Genomic DNA, 16,124 nt, shown 5'->3' on the forward strand with positions numbered 1-16,124 from the left:
TCCTGCCATGCAGCTAGTGTTTGAGGTGTGCCCTGCGGGGCCAGCAGAGTCCGCGCCGGCGCTGCGCAAAGTCTTTGACGGTGTGGGGGGCGTCATCGGCCGGGGGGGCGGTTGCGACTGGACCCTGCCTGACACCAGTCGCCAGGTTTCCGGTCGTCACGCGGTGATCAGTTATCGTGACGGCCGGTATTTCCTGACGGATATCAGCAGCAATGGAACCCGCCTGGCAGGCAGCAGTGAGCGTCTGCATGAGGGGCAGCAGCAACCGATAGATGACGGCGCGGTATTTCAGCTGGGGCCGCTGAGTATTCGCGCACGACTGGTCAGCCCACCGCTGGGACAGGGCCAGGACGGATTACACAGGCTGATTCCCGATGATGCATTCCTTGAGCTGGACCCACTGCGGGCACTGGCCAGCGAACTGCAGCGCGAGGACGGGTCGCAAGAGCTGGCGGCCCTGAACATGACCACCTACGAGACATTGCGCTGGACGGACCACGCGGCGGCGGACCGGGATCACCTGACGGTTCCCGAGCTTGTGAAGCCTGCGCGCCAGGTTGCCCCAAGTCCGCAATCGCCCGTTCCAGGTCACGGCTCAGGGCCATTCTGGTTGGGGTTTGCGCAGGCACTCGGTATTGATCTGGGCGACCTCGATGAGTCGGCAAGAGAAGTCCTGGCGATCAAGGCCGCGAGCTTGCTCCGGCAAATGACTGAAGGGTTGCAACAGAGCCTGGGCACCCGTAACGAGCTCAGGCAAGAGCTGAAACTGGCACTCACCCAGACACCGCTCCAAAGCCCCAACCCACTTAGAGACAGCGCAGACGCCAGTGCGGCCTTGGGGTCGCTGCTGGGTGTCGGGCAGCTGGGGCAGGTTTCCGCCGAGATGCTTGTCATGCGGGCGTACCGCGACATGCAGGCTCACGAGGTGGCCTTGCTGGCGGCCTGCCGCGCGGCAGTACGCGGCGCTCTGGCAGCCTTTGCGCCCGGCCATTTGCTGCTGTGCTTCGAACGCCAGGCAAGGCCGCCGCTGATCCCCCGGTGTGGCGCCCGCTGGCGCGCGTATCAGCGCCATTACCAGACACTGATCGAGGACGAGCACTTGAGCGAGCGCCTGCTGGGCAGCGACTTCGCCAAGGCGTACGAGGAACAGATTCGTCTGATCTCAACCCTTCACCGTTATCCAGGATGATCTTCATGTCCCGAGTCACCGTTGCATTGTTGTGCGCTGTAATGGGTTTGCTGGGTGGTTGCTCCCTGTCGCCCTTTTCGAAGTTGACCAAGCTGGACCTGACACTGACCGCCAGCGAACGGGTCAACCCTGATCTCCATGGTCGCCCGTCGCCGATCGTGGTGCACCTGATGGAGCTGCGACACCCCGTGGCTTTTGAAAATGCGGACTTTTTCAGCCTTTATGCTCATGCCGAGCACACGTTGCCCAAGGACCTGGTGAACCTCGAAGAGCTGGAGTTGCGCCCCGGCGATCACTCCGCGCTCAAACTCAGCCTCGAGCCAGGCAGTCGTTATGTCGGCGTGCTGGCGGCGTACCGTGATTTGCCTCACTCGCAATGGCGCTATGTGTTGCCGGTGACCGCGCAGCGATTGACCGGCGCTGAACTGATCCTTGATCAGGCCGGCATTCGGTTGGTCAACCCGCAACCCGCGAAGGTGGGCGACTGACATGTACAGCCAAAAAGTCATCTGGCAGGAAGGCATGTTGTTGCGCCCTCAGCATTTCCAGCAAAACGATCGGTACCACGATCAGCAACTCACGCGCCGCACCCAACTGTTGTGCCGTCACGCCTGGGGCTTCCTGGCCCTGGAAATCGATGTGCAATACCTCAATATGGGCAAGGTCGTTATCAGCCAGGCCAGCGGCATATTGCCGGATGGCAGCCTGTTCGAACTGGGCGGCGCGATGGAGTCGCTGGTGCTGGACGTTCCGGTAAATACCGGGAAGCAGTCGATCTACCTGGCCTTGCCGCTGGCCACAGGTAACTGTGTTGAAGCCCGTCGACCCGAGCAGATTGATGTGTTGGCGCGCTACAAGACTCTTGCGGTAGACGTCAGCGACTCCAACGCCGGGGAAGAAGCTCGTCGTCAGGTCAATTGCGGGCAGCTGGATTTTCGCCTGTTGCTGGGGGAGCAACACAGCGACCCGCATTACGTGAAGCTCAAGGTTGCCCAGGTGCTCAGTTGCACCGAGGAGGGCGTCAGCCTGGACCCCGATTTTATCCCGAGCTTCATTCACCTGCATGGCTCCGGCTACCTGCTGTCTTGCCTCAAGGAAGTGATCAGCCTGCTCGCTTACCGGGGGGATGCCATCGCCGAGCGGATTCGCGCCAACGGTACCGCCGCCGGCGCGGAGGTTGGCGACTTCCTGATGTTGCAATTGATCAATCGCACCGAACTGGTCTTGCGTCACTACCTGGGCCTGAGCCAGGTCAGCCCTGAAACGCTGTATCGAACATTGCTGTCGATCCTGGGTGAACTCGCGACGTTTGCCAGCGACAGCAAGCGTGCGCACTTCGAGGGGCATTACCGGCACAGCGACCAGGGCGCCAGCTTTCGTGGATTGATGGAGCCGATTCGCAGCCTGCTGTCGATGGTGCTTGAGCAGCATGCCATTGAGCTGGCGCTGCAGCCTCGCCAGTACGGGGTGCTGGTGTGCCCGGTGAGCGATCTCAACCTGCTGGGTTCGGCGACCTTCATTCTGGCCGCCAGCGCCCATTGTGACGCCGAGGAGCTTCGACACCGGCTTCCGGCGCACCTCAAGGTCGGCCCCGTGGAGCGGATTCGCGAGTTGGTCAACCTGCAGTTGGCGGGCATCAAGGTCAAGCCGCTGCCGGTGGCTCCCCGGCAGATACCGTTTCATGCCGCCAACACCTATTTCATCCTTGAACTCGGTGCCCGGGACATTGAGCAGTTGAAGCAGTCGGGAGGATTTGCCTTCCACGTCAGCGGTGAATTTGCCGAACTGGAACTGAAATTCTGGGCTATCAGGAACTGAGACCATGGACAGGGAATACCCGCAGGACGAGAAAACCGTCCTGCTTGATCGACAGGGACGCGGACCGGCGCAGGGACCGATGACCGACTTCGCATCGCCGCCGCGTTTCGAACAACTGGAAGACCGGATGATCTACGCGGCCCGCTTGCAGGGCGCGGAGCATTTCGACATTGGCCTGAACAGTTTGGTGGCGCCTGCCTGGGAGCTGTTGTCCGAGGTGGTCCGCCTCAAGCGCAGTACCGCCGAGGAAAGCCTGCGCGCCCTGAATGAACGACTCTCGGCGGCAGTCACGCTGTTCGAGACGCGGGCCCGGCATGACGGGGCCCAGGCCAGCGAGGTCATGGCGGCGCGGTATGTGCTGTGCAGCGTGATCGACGAGGCAGTGGTCACCACCTCATGGGGCAGCCAGAGCGATTGGTCGAAGATGAGCCTGCTGAGCAGTTTTCACAACGAAACCTTCGGCGGCGAGAAGTTTTTCCAGTTGCTTGAGCGCATGTCGAGGGACCCCTTCAAGCACCTGGCGATGCTGGAGTTGATGTACCTGTGCCTGTCCCTCGGGTTTGAGGGCAAGTACCGGGTCATGGAGCGTGGGTTGTTGCAGCTTGAACAGGTTCGGGACGCGCTGTATCGGCAGATCCGGCATGTGCGGGGTGATACGCCTGCGGCGTGCGCGCCGTCGCCCAGGCCGGAACAGCCGCGCCGGAAACGGCTTAGGGTCCTGTCGCTCACCTGGATTGCAGTGTTTGTCGCCGCCAGCCTGTTGAGCCTGTATGCAGGATTTGCCTGGGTGCTGGGCCAGCAGCGTGAAGCGGTGTTGCAACCGTATCAACTCGTGGCGCCGGATATGTTCCGGGCGCCGCTCTAACGCAGGGAGCAACGCATGAACGCATTCTTCAGGAGCGCGGGCGCCGTGCTGGGCAGGGTTTGGGTCTGGAGCCTGCTGCTGGTGCTCGCGGTCGCAATGGCCGTGTGGTTCTTCGGGCCACTGCTGGCTGTCGACGACTATCGATTCTGGCAAGCGGCGGCATCGCGCTTGCTGACAATCAGCGGGCTGTTTTTGTTGTGGGGCCTGGCGATGGTGTATGCCAATTGGCGCAGTATGGCCCGGCAATCAACCGTCGATGACGGCGAGCCACGCCCGCGCAAAGGCCAGATTGAAAACGAGCAGCGGCACCTGCGCGGTCGCTTCAAGGACGCTTTGTACACCCTGAAACACTCCCGGATTTATGGTGAACGCAGCCCGCGTTGGCGTAATGCATTGCCCTGGTATTTGCTGATCGGCAAGGAAGGCAGTGGCAAGTCCCGGATGTTGGCCGCCAGTGGCTTGCAGTTGCTCCAGGATCAGAGCGCGTCGGTAGCGACGCAGGGCGGTGCCACGCGGGACTGTGACTGGCATTTCGTCGAGGACGGCGTGTTGCTCGACGTCGCCGGCCGCTACCTTACCCAGCCTGACAGCCAGGTGGATGGCGCGGGTTGGTCGACGCTGCTGGAGCTGCTCAAGGTGCGGCGCCGGACACGCCCGCTCAACGGTGTGGTGGTGGCGCTGTCCACGGACACATTGCTCCATGGCAGCGAGCGTCAGCTGGAGAATGAGGCGCGGGCAGTCCAGAGTCGGTTGCTGGAGATCCGCCAGACGTTGCATGTGGAGGTGCCGGTCTACCTGGTGGTGACCCAGGCCGACCACCTGCCGGGGTTTGCGGAGTTCTTCGAGCGGCCGTTGGGCGAAGGCAGTGATGCGGTGTTGGGCGAATCTATCGTCCCAGGCAAAGCGGGTATTGGCATTGCCCAGGTACGACAGGCGTTTGAAGCACTGCTGCAGCGCTTGAGCGGTGAGCTTGTGCAGCGCCTGCACCAGGAACGCAACAGTGATCTGCGCGGACGGATGCTCGACTTCCCCCATCAGGCGGCCCGGATTGGCGAGCGCCTGAGCCTCTATATCGACGTTGCTTTTTGCGGCCCGCGTTATCAGCACACCAACGGCTTTCGTGGTTTCTACTTGACCAGCGCCGGCGGTGGCCCACAGGCACTTGAACCACGTGCGTACTTTATCCAGGGCTTGTTCAGCCGGGTGATTCTGGCGCAAGCCGACCTGGCGGACCTCGATAGCCAGGAGCGCCGTCGAATCCGCCGGCACCAGGGGGGGCTGGCCCTGGGCGCGCTAGTGGTCGTCGTGGCGGCGGGCTTGCTGTGGACCCACAGTTACTCCTCCAATCATCAACGTCTGGAGCAACTGCAGGCGCTGGCACGACAGCCCGCACCCGTGCAGCCTGGGTCAGACGCTACCCAGGCACTCCTGCCGCTGCTGGACAGCCGCCTGGCGGCCACGCGGATTTTCCCCTTGCCGGGCGAAGCCAGGCTGGTTGAGCGGATGGGGTTGTATCAGGGCAGTATCAGCCGTCCGGTGCTGGAGCAGGCCTACGAGCGTGCCTTGGGGCGGCTGTTGCTGTCCCAGGTCAGCGAGGTGCTGCAGGAGCAGGTTCGCGGCAGCCTGGAAGATCGTGAGCGGCTGCTGGATAACCTCCGGGCATACCTGATGCTCAACCTGCGGGAGCGGCGGGATGTCGGCTGGCTGCGTGAGCGGGTGGCGGGGCATTGGTCTGTACGGTTTGCCGGTGAGCCCTCCGTGCAAAACCGGTTGAATGAACATTTCGCGCGCTTGCTTGAGCAGCCGTTCGTGCAGCCGCTCGATGATGAGCTGGTGGCTCGCGCGCGCCACGTGTTGCGCGGCGAATCGCTGGTTGACGTGGTGTACCGGGTGCTGCGCGAACAAGCTCGCGGCCTTGAACCGTTGCGCCTTGCACACGGGCGGGTGTTTGAGGGGGGCGAGCGTTCCATTCCGGGGTTTTATACCCGCACGTACCAGCGGCATTTTGAAGCGCAGGGCGCGCGGCTGGTGAACACCATCGTCCAGGACAACTGGGTGCTGGGAGAGGGCGCCGACCTGAGCGCCATGGATTTGCAACGGTTGATGGTGGAGCTTGAACAACGCTACTTCAGCGAGTATGCCGATGCCTGGAGCGAGGCACTTGGGCAGGTTGGCCTGCGTGAAACTGAAAACTCCAGGCAAGGCGCCGAGCAGCTCGCCAGCTTGACGTCGGCCCAGTCGCCGTTGTTGCAGTTGTTGCAGCAGGTTCGTGACCACACGCGCCTGCCGTCGGCGAGTGAGCGCCTCGACGAGCTGGCTGCCAAGCTGCCTGGGCCAGCGGCAGAGCGGTTGCCGACCGCCGCCGGGCTGGTCAATGCCTTGCCCGACAGCGCACGGCGAGCCATGCAGCGCCGCTTCGAGCCCTTGCACCAGTTGCTGGACAACCATGAGAACCCGGGGGCCGAGTTGACCGGCGTGTTACAGGCGCTCAACGACTTGCACCTGCAGTTGGCGAGCTTGAATCGCGAAGGCGCGCCGGAGCCGGTCGCGTTCGAGATGGTCAAGCGGCGGATCCAGGGGCAACAGGATGCGCTGAGTAACCTGCGCAACGTGGCCGCTCGTTTGCCGCTGCCGCTGGCGGGCTGGTTCGAAAGCCTGGCCGACGAGCATTGGCGCCTCATGCTCGACCAGGCCTATCGGCATGTGAACCAGCGTTATCAGAGCGAGGTATATGGTTTCTACAGCAGGGCGATCAAGCTGCGTTTCCCGTTCAATGCCCACGCCAGCAGCGACGTTTCCCTCAACGACTTCCAGGAGTTTTTCAAGCCTGAGGGGATCATGGCGCGATTCTTTGACAGCTATCTGAAGCCTTTTGTCAGCGGTGATTCCGGGCGCTACAGGCTGCGTAGCCTGGATGGGCGCAGCTTGCCGATGTCTCGGGCGTTGCTCGACCAGCAGGCGAAGGTGCAGGTGATCAGGCGCGGTTTTTTTGCGGATGAGCCGGGGGACTTGCAGGTTCGTTTCACGCTCGCACCCTATAGCCTGGACCCGTCGGTGAGTCGCGCGGTCTTGCGTTTGGGTGGCCAGCAGATGGAGTACCGGCACGGGCCGATTGTCCCCATGGCGATGCAATGGCCAGCCGAGGCTGAGAATGGTCGCAGCAGCCTGGTACTGGAGCGTGGCAGCGAGCGGGCGTTGGGGCTCGAAAAAAATACCGGGGCCTGGTCCCTGTTTCGCTTGTTCGACTTGATGCAGAACGAACCCTCCAGCGGGCAGGATGAGCTGATCCTCAAGGCTGACCTGGCAGGCCTGCGCGCCAACTACCTGCTGACCAGCCGACGCACCCCCAATCCATTTCAGATGGCGCAGTGGCGAACTTTTCGCCTGCCGGAGCAGTTGTGAGCCAACCTCGCGACCGCTGGCACAGCGCCGGTCGCACAGACCGTGGAAAGGTCCGTTTACGCAACGAGGATGCCTTTCTCGATTGCCCCGGGACGGGCTGCTGGGCCGTGGCGGACGGGATGGGCGGGCATCAGGCGGGGGATATCGCCAGCCAGCTGGTGGTCGATGGCCTGGCGTCATTGCCCGGCCAGGGCAGCCTGGATGAACGCGTCGAGGCGACCCGTCGTTGCCTGCAATGGCTCAACCGGCGGCTGGGCGATGAATTGACGCTGGCCTCCCATGGCGCCGAGGCCATCATGGGAAGCACGGTCGTGGCGTTGTTGCTTCAGGGCGATCGCGCTGCGTGTGTCTGGGCCGGTGACAGTCGTTGCTATCTGTGGCGCGGGCAGACGCTGTACCAGCTGTCGCGAGACCATTCGCTGTGTGAGCAATTGATTGACCAGCAGGTGAGCCCGGAACAGGCCAGGGCCCATCCAGACGCACGGGCCTTGACCCGGGCCATCGGCTCGCGGGCACCACTGAGCCCGCAGGTCCTGGAACTCGGTACCTTGGCAGGGGATGTGTTTCTGTTGTGCAGCGACGGCCTGTACCAGGCGCTTAGCCACTCTGAGTTGGGCCAGGCCTTGAGCCAGGGAAATCCGCAACGTGTCCTGGACCAGCTGTTTGCAGGTGTCTTGCGCGGCACGGCCGGCGACAACCTGACCGCTGTGGTGGTGCAGTCATGCGCGACCTGACCCACTTTGCCTTTGCCAAGGCCCCGATAAACCCACCGCGCGACGGAGCCCCCGAGTTGCTGGCCGGGCGGTACCTGATCGAGCGCGTGTTGGGCGCAGGCGGCATGGGCGTGGTCTATCGTGCGCGGGACCTGCTGCACGAACAGTTTGGCGAGCCCTGTTCCAGTGTCGCGATCAAGGTGTTGGGGGAAGCCATTCGCGAATCTGCGGATGCCCACGTGTTGCTGTACAACGAGTTTGCCCTGACCCGCAGCCTGCGGCATGAGCAGGTGGTGCGTGTGTATTCATTTGAAGTGGATGCTCCCGGCCAGATCGCATTCTTTACCATGGAACTGCTCCAGGGCATGACCCTGGACCGGTTGCTGCTGGAGTGCCCCGGCGGTTTACCCTGGCAAGCGCTGCAAGGCATCGCCTTGCAATTGCTCGACGCGTTGCGCCATAGCCATCAGCAGGGTGTGTTGCACGGGGATGTGAAACCCGCCAATGTCATGGTGGGAGACGGCGGCTTGCGCTTGTTCGATTTCGGTCTGGGCGAGGCTTGCGGACAGGCCCCGGCGGGTTCTCCAGGCTTGAGTCGCAGCCGCTTCAATGCCTGGACGCCCGCGTACGCCGCGCCGGAGTTGCTGGCTGGCGGAGCACTGTCGGCCAGCGCCGACCTGTATGCAGTGGCCTGTGTGTTGTACGAATTGGCACAAGGCCGGCGCCACGCCAGTGACAGGCCGACCCGGCCCAGGCAACTGCCTCGCCATTGCTGGCCTGTATTGCGTATGGCGTTGACGGCTGACCCTGAACGCAGGGCCGTTACTCTTGATGAATTACGCGCGGTGCTCGCTGATCGCAGGAAGGGCCTGGGCCGCTGGTTCTAGACGGGCAAGTCGTGCAGCTGGCAATACTCGAACCAACTCAGGCCTGCCATTTGCGCCACCTCCTTGTGCACCTCAAGGCGTTGCGCCTCGAACTCCGCCGGGGAATGCGCCGTCAATTTCAGCGTCAGTTCCCAGGCGAACAAGCCCTGTTGCTCGGCTTCTGCCTCGAAGGCTTCATGCAGGCGCTCGGCGCGGTACTGCTCCATGGTTTCCCCTTTGGCCTGGGCCGCCAGGGGGTTCAATGTATTCAGTTCCGCGGCCAGGGCCGGGTGTTCACTCAAGAATCGGTCCAGGGCTAGCTGGTGGTTTTCGCCGGGTTGGGACAAAGGTTTACTCCACGGTAAGAGAGACGGTCAGTGTGGCTTGGACATTAAAAAAGCCGCCATGGCTGCATAGGCGGGCAAGGTCACCCCATCATTGGCGGCGTTGCCGGCCACCGGGTGGGAGGCATAGCGAACAATCACCATTTCGGCCTTGGGGTCGATGTAGATGCTCTGGCCATGCACCCCACGCGCCATGAACGCCCCGTCGGGATTGTGGGTTACCCACCACATGTTGCGATAGCTCCAGCCCTTCAATTGAGCGTAGCCGGCCTGGGCGAACGCCTGCTTGTCGCCGCCCTGGCGAATATCCGTCACCACGCTTTCGGGCACGATCTGCTGGCCATTGAAGCGCCCGCCGTTGCGCAGCATCTCGGCAAACCGGGCCAGGTCCCGCAGCCCGGTGTTCAGGCCGCCACCGGCGAAGGGTGTGCCGATGGAGTCGACGGTGAAGTAGGCGTCCTGTTCGGCGCCAAGCCGACTCCAGATGCGTTCGCTGAGCAGTTGCGCGACATTGCGTCCGGTCGCGCGGGCAATCACCCAGCCGAGTACGTCGGTATTGACGGTCTTGTAGCCGAAGGCACGCCCGTGTTCGCCACGCTGCTTAACCGTTTGCAGGAACTCGTAGTAGCTGCGCGGCCCGGTGTAGTCCTTGGGTTTGGGCAGCGGGTTGCCGGCCTGGGCGTGGGCCCAGACTTCGGCGTTGGGGTCGGCATAATCTTCGCTGTAGTCCAGGGCGGTGGTCATGTCCAGCACCTGGCGCAAGGTGGCGCTGCCAAAGGCCGAGCGGCCGAGTTCGGGTACATAGTCGACGATCTTTTTCTGTGGGTCCAGGGTGCCATCGGCCACCAGCATCGCGCCCAGGGTACCGATCACCGATTTGGTGACCGACATGGCCGCGTGTTGCCCATCCTCCTTGAGCACCCCGAAATAACGCTCATAAACCACCGTGCCGCGATGCATCACCACGATGCCATCGGTGTAGGTGGCGTCCAGGGCCTGGCGCCAGGTCAGCGGCTGGGCTGCACCCACTGGCTGCACGGGGATTGCATCGAGTGCCGGGTCGAGTTTGCGTGGCAATGCCAGCGGTGCGCCGAGCCCGCGGGAGACGTTCACCGTGGGCATCAATTGGCGAAAGTTGGCGACACTCCAGCGCATCGCCGGGAAGCGGAAATAGCTGCCGTCTTCAAAGCGTACGGTGCGGTCGGCCGGCGGCGGTGCGCCGACCATCCATTGCAGCCTGGCCGGGTCGCTGGCCTGGGCATCGGCGAAGGTCGGGGTGGCGGCGCCGGCCAACGGGCTGGTCAGCCCAAGCAGCGCACAGGCCATGAGGGGAGTGAATCGCAGCATCAGTCGAGTCCGTTCGAGGGGTGCGTCGTTTTTTACGACAACCAGTGCGCCAAAGGATGGGCCAACCCGAGCCAATCGACAAGCAGCAAGCCCCTGCGGTGATTCTGAATAAATGCGCCAGGGGCGGCAAAAGCCTTTCGCTTGCGGTGTCAGGGCGTGTAGCGTTACCCCGTGATAAGGCGACAGCCAGGTGTTATTTTGCGACCCTGGCATCAGGGACCGAGGGACAGGTGATGGCGCAAACGCTGTTCAAGCTTTTCTTCACCCAGCGGCTGGCGGCCCTCGCCAGTACCGAGTCGTTGCGGGCCATACGCGAGGGGCTGTTGTGGATCCTGCCGTGCCTGCTGGTATCGGCCGGTTTCCTGATCCTGTCCGAATGCGCCCGAGTGCTGGGTTTCGACCCTCAGGTGGTGGCCTTCCTGGCGGGGTTGCACAACCAGATCAGCTCGGTGATCCCGCTGCTGGTGGCAGCCTCCATCGGTTACATGCTCGCGATCCAGCACCGCCTGCCGCAACTTCCGGTAGCGTTCCTGTGCCTGGCCCATGTAGTGATCGCCACGTTTGTGCTGCGGGATTTTCCCCGAGCCTCGGCGACCTTCGTGTTGTTCATCGCCATCGCCTCACCGCTGATCAATGTGCCCGCCATCGCCTGGCTGCATCGGCGTCGCTGGACGCGGTTGATCAACGAAGACCTGGTGGGGCACAACCTCAAGGGCACCCTCAATATGGTGGTGCCGGGGGCGATCACGGCGCTCGGGCTGGTGCTCGTGCTGTCGTTGCTGTTGCAGATTCCGCAGGTGGCACAGCTTCAGGGGCCGCAGGTGCTCGATGCACTGGAGACGCCCTATGGCAGCGGCCTGTTTGTGACCCTGATGAATTCGCTGCTGTGGTTTTTCGGGATCCATGGGGTCTACGCCATGCAGCCGTTTTTTGATGTGCTGGACCAGGCGGTCGGGCTCAATAATGCGGCGGTGGCCGCGGGCGAGCCGGTCAAATATCTACTGAATGGCGGCTTGCTGGGCAGTTTCGCGTTTATCGGCGGTTCGGGTGGTGCCCTGTGCCTGCTGCTGGCGATCCTGCTGTTTTCCAAAAGCCGGTCCATGCGATTGGTGGCGATGGCGAGCCTGCCGTTGTCATTGTTCAATGTCAGTGAAGTGCTGTTGTTTGGCTTGCCGATCATTCTTAACCCGCGGCTGTTCATTCCCTTTCTGGTGGTCCCGGCGTTCAACGTGATACTGGCGTTGATGGTGGTGCAGATTGGCTGGGTGTCGCCTGCGGTGGTGAGCGTGCCATTTACCGCGCCGGTGTTGCTCAACGCCTACCTGAGCACCCACGGCGATCTCGCGGCAGTGTTGCTGCAGGTGGTGTTGCTGGGGGTTGGCACGCTGATCTATGCGCCCTATGTGCGCGCGATCAACCGCCAGGCCACGGAGGGCGGTACGGTGTATTTGAAGTCGCTGGACATGACCTTTCGCGGCCTGGAAGAAAAAGGCCGCTTGCTGGAGCTGGACCCGGTGATGGCGTCCCACAAGGCCCAGGCGCGCCAGGTCAGCGAGTTGAGCCATATCCAGCAGATCAGCGACTACGAGTTCTACCTCGAATTCCAGCCGCAGATTTCCACCCGGACCGGGCTATGCACCGGTTGCGAAGCGTTGATGCGGGCCCGGGACGCCGAAGGTACGGTGCATTCACCCTGGGAGTTCCTGCAATGGCTGGCCCATGCCAGGTTGATGCCCGACGTGGATGTGTGGGTGGCATCCCAGGCTGTGCGCCAGTACCAGAAGTGGCAGAAGGTCGGGTTTACGTTGCCGATGACGATCAATATCTCCAGCGCCACGCTGACTACCCCGGCGTATGGTGATCGGCTGGTGGAGATACTGGCCCAGGCCCACGGGCAGGTTTCGGTGGAGATCACCGAGGATGCGCTGGTGGGCGATATCCAGGGCACGCGGCAGATGATCGAGAAGCTCCAGGCGATTGGTGCCAAGGTGTATATCGACGACTTCGGCACCGGATTTTCAGCGCTGAGTTACCTGCACCAGTTCCCCGTGGATTTCATCAAGATCGATCGCAGTTTCGTGGTCGCCCAGCATGATCCAAAGGGCGCCCAGGTGTTGACCGGGATGCTGCGGTTCTGTGAGGCGTTGAACCTCGGGGTGGTGGTGGAGGGCGTGGAAACCGCCGAGCAACTGGCGTTTTTGCAGTCGGGCTCGGAGCTGATCATCCAGGGCTGGTATTTCAGCAAGGCGCTGCCGGGCGATGAACTGGAGCGGTTCGTGCGCGGGCGGTATACCCAGATGCAATCTAACGCTCCAGAACCCCTCTGAAGGTTGCGCTCAACGCCCGCAATGTCTCGCGGGAGCGGCCGTCGCTGATGCGGCTGTGCAGCACGATTTCACTGACGGGCAACGCCGGTAATCCGTACTGTTCGCTGACGTCCACGGCGCCCGCCGGAGCCACTCGCCGGGCCAGCGCCGCCACACCCAGGCCGGCGCTGACTGCCGCACCCACCGCCATTACGCCGCCGCCGACAAACACCTCGGTCCAGTCAATCCGCGCCTCATCCAGCGCGCGCACCGCCAGGTGTCGCACGCCGCAGGGCGAGGCCATGGTTGCCATGCGCAGGGGCGTGCCGGGCGTGTGCTGCCAGGTAGGCGCGGCGAACCAGCCAAAGCGCTCCACCACCAATACCTCACCGTCCTGGCGATCGCCTTCGTTGCGCACGATCACCGCGTCCAGTTCGTTGCGGTCGAACGCCGCCACCAGGTCGCGGGACGAAGCGATCCGCACCTCCAGGATCACCAGCGGGTCATAGGCGGCCAGGCGGCTGAGCCACAGTGGCAGGTCCGGCCCGGCCACGTGGTCGCTGATGCCGATCACCAACCGTCGCGGGGCGCCATTGCCCATGTCACCCAACGCCCGTTCGTGGGCATTGAGCAATGCGCGGGCGGCGACGATGAACTGCTCGCCTTGGGGCGACAGCCGCACATGCCGCGGTGTGCGCACCAGCAGGCGATAACCGAGGCGTTCTTCCAGGCGCTTGAGCTTGAGGCTGATGGCTGCCTGCGAGGTGTCCAGTGCCTGGGCCGCGCGGGTGAAGCTGGCGAAATCGGCGACCAGGACAAAGGCGTGCACGGTGTCGATATCCAGCGGCTTGAGCGCGTCGGTCATTTCAGTTCCTTATCACACCTATATCCGGTGATATCTTGCTGAAATCATGGGCACTGCGCAAGCTGGGCACTCATCTGAACAGGAGCGCCATGATGTTTGCCAAACAGTATTCACACCGCTTGCCAGCCGATTACGACATGGGTGTCATCCGTGAGCGGGCCGCTCGCCTGGGGCCGTTGTGGGATCATGCAGAGGGTTTGCTGTTCAAGGCGTTTATCGCCCAGGAGCGAGGGCAGGGGCCGGGGGTGGGTAACCTGTATTCGTCGGTTTATCTGTGGTCGGATCCTTTGCAGGCTGCGGATTTCTTGCTCGGCGAGCGCTTCCAGAAGGTCCTCGACAGTTTTGGCCAGCCGCACATTGAGTCCTGGTTACCGCTGGACGTGCAGCGAGGTCCGGCGCAAGACGCCTTGAGCCTGTATCGGGAGGAGTGGGCGCTGGCGCCGGGGGCGGACCGCGGGCAAATCCTCGCCGCAGAAAAGGCCCGCAACCAGCAGCTCGCGGACAGCAGCGATAACTTCGCGGTGTTTCTGGCGCTGGATGTGCAGGCGTGGAAGCTGGTGCGAATTACCTTGTCGGGCAAGGCGCTGGATGTGAACCATCCGGGCAATGGCTACGAGGTGTTTTACCTGGCGCGGCCCGGGGTGTGAATGCAGGTAGCCGCCGATTCGTCGGCGGCTACCTGTACCGTCAGGAATTGAGACGCGCCTGAGGCTGGCTCAGCTTGCGCTCGGCCACGGCGCCGAACACCAGGCCCAGGGTGGTCCACAGCACCAGTTGAATCCCCAGGGAGGCCACGCGGAATTTCCACAGCAACACTGCCGAGAACTGTTCCGGCACTTCGTTGATGGTCGGGAACAAGCTGCCGGCCACCGACACGATCACGATGTACAGCGCCACACCGAGGATCGCGCCTGTCCAAAGGCCACGGCTGGCAATCAGCTTGCGCGCCGCGTTGATCGCAATCACCGCAGCCGCCACCGACACCAGCAGCATCAGGAAGAACAGCTTGGTGCGTTGCGCGATGGTGGCGGGGTCGCCCACCGATGGTGGGTTGGCCGGATACTTCAGCCCCGGCACCACGATGATCGTCACAAACGCCGCCAATGCCAGCAGCGCTGCCAAGCCACGGGGGCCGACCTTGCCGATGCGGCCCAGGGAGTAGGCGAACACCAGGGCGAAAATGCCACCCAGGGAGACGCTGTACACCACCACGCCGGTGAACAGGCCGAAGGTACTTTGTACTTCGCGGCTCACCAGTTCTTCTTCCGGCGCGTCGCCGTGCATCTGTGCCATCTGATCTTCGAAGGCGATGGCCTTGTCGATCTGCGGCTCACCAAAAGTCTTGGCGAAGCCGAAGGCCAGGATGCCGGCGAGCAGGCCCACCAGCATCCCGCGAACGAGTAAATGCCCTGTCATGTCGTCACGCTCCAATCAATGGCAGGGGAAACCCAGCAGGTGGCGACCGTCATGCACAAACTCATGCACGTACATGCCTTTGAACACGGCCGTCGCGCCTTGCTCGGCGCCGACGAAGTAAATCGCGAGCAATAGCAGCAGGCCGCCGAAGATCGCCCAGGGCAGGATTTCGCCCAGGGGAATGGACGGTATTGAAACGTCGGAGCCAGTTGCAGCGGTATAAGCCATGAGAACCTCCAGGGATGACGCGTCCCGAAATGGATAGCGAGTTGGCTGAAACAGGGTCTGGCTTACGGCTAAAAGGCCGAATACAGTGGCGCGACCGCGCCGGCATTGAACCGGCTTCCTGTTGCAGAATAGTTGAAACATGTTGAAACAACTTCGCAAGTCTACGCTGACTGCACCTTAAAACCAGAGCGATTTGTCATGCAGGCCACCCGTTTGACCCTTGTTGCCCACGCCAGCACCCGTGCCCAGAAACAGGCACGCTTTGCGCTGGATGAGTCGGTGGAGATGGACTGGCAGCAGGCGGCGCTTTCCCAGGGGCAACGCTTCAAGCGTGCACCCCGGGTGCTGTGCGGCCCGGAGGCGCGGACCCGGCAGACGGCGGCGCTGTTTGCCGACGATGCTTTGGTTGAAACAGCCCTGCGCGATTGTGATTTTGGCCGCTGGCAAGGGTTGGCGATCGAGGAGGTTCAGCAGGCCGAACCCGAAGCGCTTCAGGCCTGGTTGACCGACAGCACCTCTGCGCCCCACGGCGGCGAGTCGGTAGTGCAACTGTGTGAGCGGATAGGGCAGTGGTTGCAGTCCCTCGAGCAATCCCCGGGGCATGTCGTGGCGGTGACGCATCCATTTGTGATCCGCGCAGCGCTGCTGCATGTCATGCAATGCCCACCCGCCATGTTCAACCTGATCGACGTGGAACCGCTGTCATCCACCGAGTTGCGCTTCAATGGGCGTTGGCGCCTGCGCCTGGAAACTCACGCCTGACGT

15 protein-coding genes and 1 riboswitch are annotated in these 16,124 nt (G+C 62.9%); of the genes, 10 read left to right on the forward strand and 5 right to left on the reverse strand.

Features of this window, described 5'->3' with window-relative positions; all coding sequences use genetic code 11:
* Window positions 1–7 precede the first annotated feature (7 nt).
* The 7 genes from tagH to HX786_RS20180 are packed head-to-tail and all read left to right on the forward strand — an operon-like array spanning window position 8 to window position 8,874.
* Window positions 8–1,189, forward strand: a complete 1,182-nt coding sequence (gene tagH, locus HX786_RS20150; protein WP_178912511.1) for a type VI secretion system-associated FHA domain protein TagH — start codon at window positions 8–10, stop codon at window positions 1,187–1,189.
* A gap of 5 nt (window positions 1,190–1,194) precedes the next feature.
* Complete coding sequence (tssJ, locus tag HX786_RS20155; protein ID WP_177123070.1) at window positions 1,195–1,677, forward strand: type VI secretion system lipoprotein TssJ; 483 nt, start codon at window positions 1,195–1,197, stop codon at window positions 1,675–1,677.
* 1 nt (window position 1,678) lies between these two features.
* Complete coding sequence (gene tssK, locus HX786_RS20160; RefSeq protein ID WP_178912512.1) at window positions 1,679–3,007, forward strand: type VI secretion system baseplate subunit TssK; 1,329 nt, start codon at window positions 1,679–1,681, stop codon at window positions 3,005–3,007.
* Between the two features lie 4 nt (window positions 3,008–3,011).
* Window positions 3,012–3,872, forward strand: a complete 861-nt coding sequence (gene icmH / locus HX786_RS20165; protein ID WP_178912513.1) for a type IVB secretion system protein IcmH/DotU — start codon at window positions 3,012–3,014, stop codon at window positions 3,870–3,872.
* A 15-nt stretch (window positions 3,873–3,887) separates the two neighbouring features.
* Window positions 3,888–7,274, forward strand: a complete 3,387-nt coding sequence (tssM, locus tag HX786_RS20170) for a type VI secretion system membrane subunit TssM (protein WP_178912514.1) — start codon at window positions 3,888–3,890, stop codon at window positions 7,272–7,274.
* Window positions 7,271–8,008 carry a PP2C family serine/threonine-protein phosphatase gene (locus tag HX786_RS20175; RefSeq protein ID WP_087694172.1) on the forward strand — a complete coding sequence of 246 codons (738 nt, stop codon included), beginning with the start codon at window positions 7,271–7,273 and terminating at the stop codon, window positions 8,006–8,008. The genes tssM and HX786_RS20175 overlap by 4 nt, the downstream gene beginning before the upstream one ends.
* A complete protein-coding gene (locus HX786_RS20180) occupies window positions 7,996–8,874 on the forward strand; it encodes a serine/threonine-protein kinase (protein WP_178912515.1) in 879 nt (292 codons plus the stop codon). Before HX786_RS20175 ends, HX786_RS20180 begins: the two co-directional genes overlap by 13 nt.
* On the opposite strand, the gene HX786_RS20185 is transcribed toward HX786_RS20180, so the two are convergent.
* Together HX786_RS20185 and HX786_RS20190 are read right to left on the reverse strand one after the other, a co-directional pair.
* Window positions 8,871–9,200 (reverse strand): DUF6388 family protein, encoded by a 330-nt coding sequence (locus HX786_RS20185; RefSeq protein WP_087694170.1) that lies wholly within the window; start codon window positions 9,198–9,200, stop codon window positions 8,871–8,873. The two genes, HX786_RS20180 and HX786_RS20185, sit on opposite strands and share 4 nt — an antisense overlap.
* Window positions 9,201–9,227: 27 nt before the next feature.
* Window positions 9,228–10,523, reverse strand: coding sequence for a serine hydrolase domain-containing protein (locus HX786_RS20190; RefSeq protein WP_372847164.1), 1,296 nt, complete (start codon window positions 10,521–10,523; stop codon window positions 9,228–9,230).
* 254 nt (window positions 10,524–10,777) lie between these two features.
* On the opposite strand from HX786_RS20190, the gene HX786_RS20195 reads away from it, so the two are divergent.
* Window positions 10,778–12,871 (forward strand): EAL domain-containing protein, encoded by a 2,094-nt coding sequence (locus HX786_RS20195; protein WP_087694168.1) that lies wholly within the window; start codon window positions 10,778–10,780, stop codon window positions 12,869–12,871.
* Here the strand turns inward: HX786_RS20195 and HX786_RS20200 are convergent.
* On the reverse strand, window positions 12,849–13,715 hold the full coding sequence (locus HX786_RS20200; protein WP_087694167.1) for a LysR family transcriptional regulator: 867 nt from the start codon (window positions 13,713–13,715) through the stop codon (window positions 12,849–12,851). The two genes, HX786_RS20195 and HX786_RS20200, sit on opposite strands and share 23 nt — an antisense overlap.
* A gap of 92 nt (window positions 13,716–13,807) precedes the next feature.
* Here HX786_RS20200 and HX786_RS20205 point away from each other — a divergent pair, with 92 nt between their 5' ends.
* Window positions 13,808–14,362: a DUF4865 family protein gene (locus HX786_RS20205; protein WP_177008281.1), complete on the forward strand. Its 555-nt coding sequence runs from the start codon at window positions 13,808–13,810 to the stop codon at window positions 14,360–14,362.
* A 40-nt stretch (window positions 14,363–14,402) separates the two neighbouring features.
* On the opposite strand, the gene HX786_RS20210 is transcribed toward HX786_RS20205, so the two are convergent.
* Complete coding sequence (locus HX786_RS20210) at window positions 14,403–15,131, reverse strand: CbtA family protein (protein ID WP_087694165.1); 729 nt, start codon at window positions 15,129–15,131, stop codon at window positions 14,403–14,405.
* Between the two features lie 15 nt (window positions 15,132–15,146).
* Complete coding sequence (locus tag HX786_RS20215; RefSeq protein WP_003208073.1) at window positions 15,147–15,359, reverse strand: CbtB domain-containing protein; 213 nt, start codon at window positions 15,357–15,359, stop codon at window positions 15,147–15,149.
* A gap of 31 nt (window positions 15,360–15,390) precedes the next feature.
* Window positions 15,391–15,530, reverse strand: a riboswitch (cobalamin riboswitch).
* Between the two features lie 27 nt (window positions 15,531–15,557).
* On the opposite strand from HX786_RS20215, the gene HX786_RS20220 reads away from it, so the two are divergent.
* Window positions 15,558–16,121 carry a histidine phosphatase family protein gene (locus tag HX786_RS20220; protein ID WP_003208075.1) on the forward strand — a complete coding sequence of 188 codons (564 nt, stop codon included), beginning with the start codon at window positions 15,558–15,560 and terminating at the stop codon, window positions 16,119–16,121.
* The last annotated feature ends 3 nt before the right edge of the window (window positions 16,122–16,124 follow it).

This window comes from Pseudomonas sp. 21615526 (genome assembly GCF_013386245.1).
In the GTDB taxonomy this organism is placed as follows: domain Bacteria; phylum Pseudomonadota; class Gammaproteobacteria; order Pseudomonadales; family Pseudomonadaceae; genus Aquipseudomonas.

Bases quoted from the DNA above. Each gene is read 5' to 3' on its own strand.
- tssJ (WP_177123070.1), top strand. From the start codon at position 1,195: ATGTCCCGAGTCACCGTTGCATTGTTGTGCGCTGTAATGGGTTTGCTG.
- HX786_RS20195 (WP_087694168.1), top strand. From the start codon at position 10,778: ATGGCGCAAACGCTGTTCAAGCTTTTCTTCACCCAGCGGCTGGCGGCC.
- HX786_RS20190 (WP_372847164.1), bottom strand. From the start codon at position 10,523: ATGGCCTGTGCGCTGCTTGGGCTGACCAGCCCGTTGGCCGGCGCCGCC.
- icmH (WP_178912513.1), top strand. From the start codon at position 3,012: ATGGACAGGGAATACCCGCAGGACGAGAAAACCGTCCTGCTTGATCGA.
- tssM (WP_178912514.1), top strand. From the start codon at position 3,888: ATGAACGCATTCTTCAGGAGCGCGGGCGCCGTGCTGGGCAGGGTTTGG.
- HX786_RS20220 (WP_003208075.1), top strand. From the start codon at position 15,558: ATGCAGGCCACCCGTTTGACCCTTGTTGCCCACGCCAGCACCCGTGCC.
- HX786_RS20215 (WP_003208073.1), bottom strand. From the start codon at position 15,359: ATGGCTTATACCGCTGCAACTGGCTCCGACGTTTCAATACCGTCCATT.
- HX786_RS20210 (WP_087694165.1), bottom strand. From the start codon at position 15,131: ATGACAGGGCATTTACTCGTTCGCGGGATGCTGGTGGGCCTGCTCGCC.
- tagH (WP_178912511.1), top strand. From the start codon at position 8: ATGCAGCTAGTGTTTGAGGTGTGCCCTGCGGGGCCAGCAGAGTCCGCG.
- HX786_RS20205 (WP_177008281.1), top strand. From the start codon at position 13,808: ATGTTTGCCAAACAGTATTCACACCGCTTGCCAGCCGATTACGACATG.
- tssK (WP_178912512.1), top strand. From the start codon at position 1,679: ATGTACAGCCAAAAAGTCATCTGGCAGGAAGGCATGTTGTTGCGCCCT.
- HX786_RS20200 (WP_087694167.1), bottom strand. From the start codon at position 13,715: ATGACCGACGCGCTCAAGCCGCTGGATATCGACACCGTGCACGCCTTT.
- HX786_RS20180 (WP_178912515.1), top strand. From the start codon at position 7,996: ATGCGCGACCTGACCCACTTTGCCTTTGCCAAGGCCCCGATAAACCCA.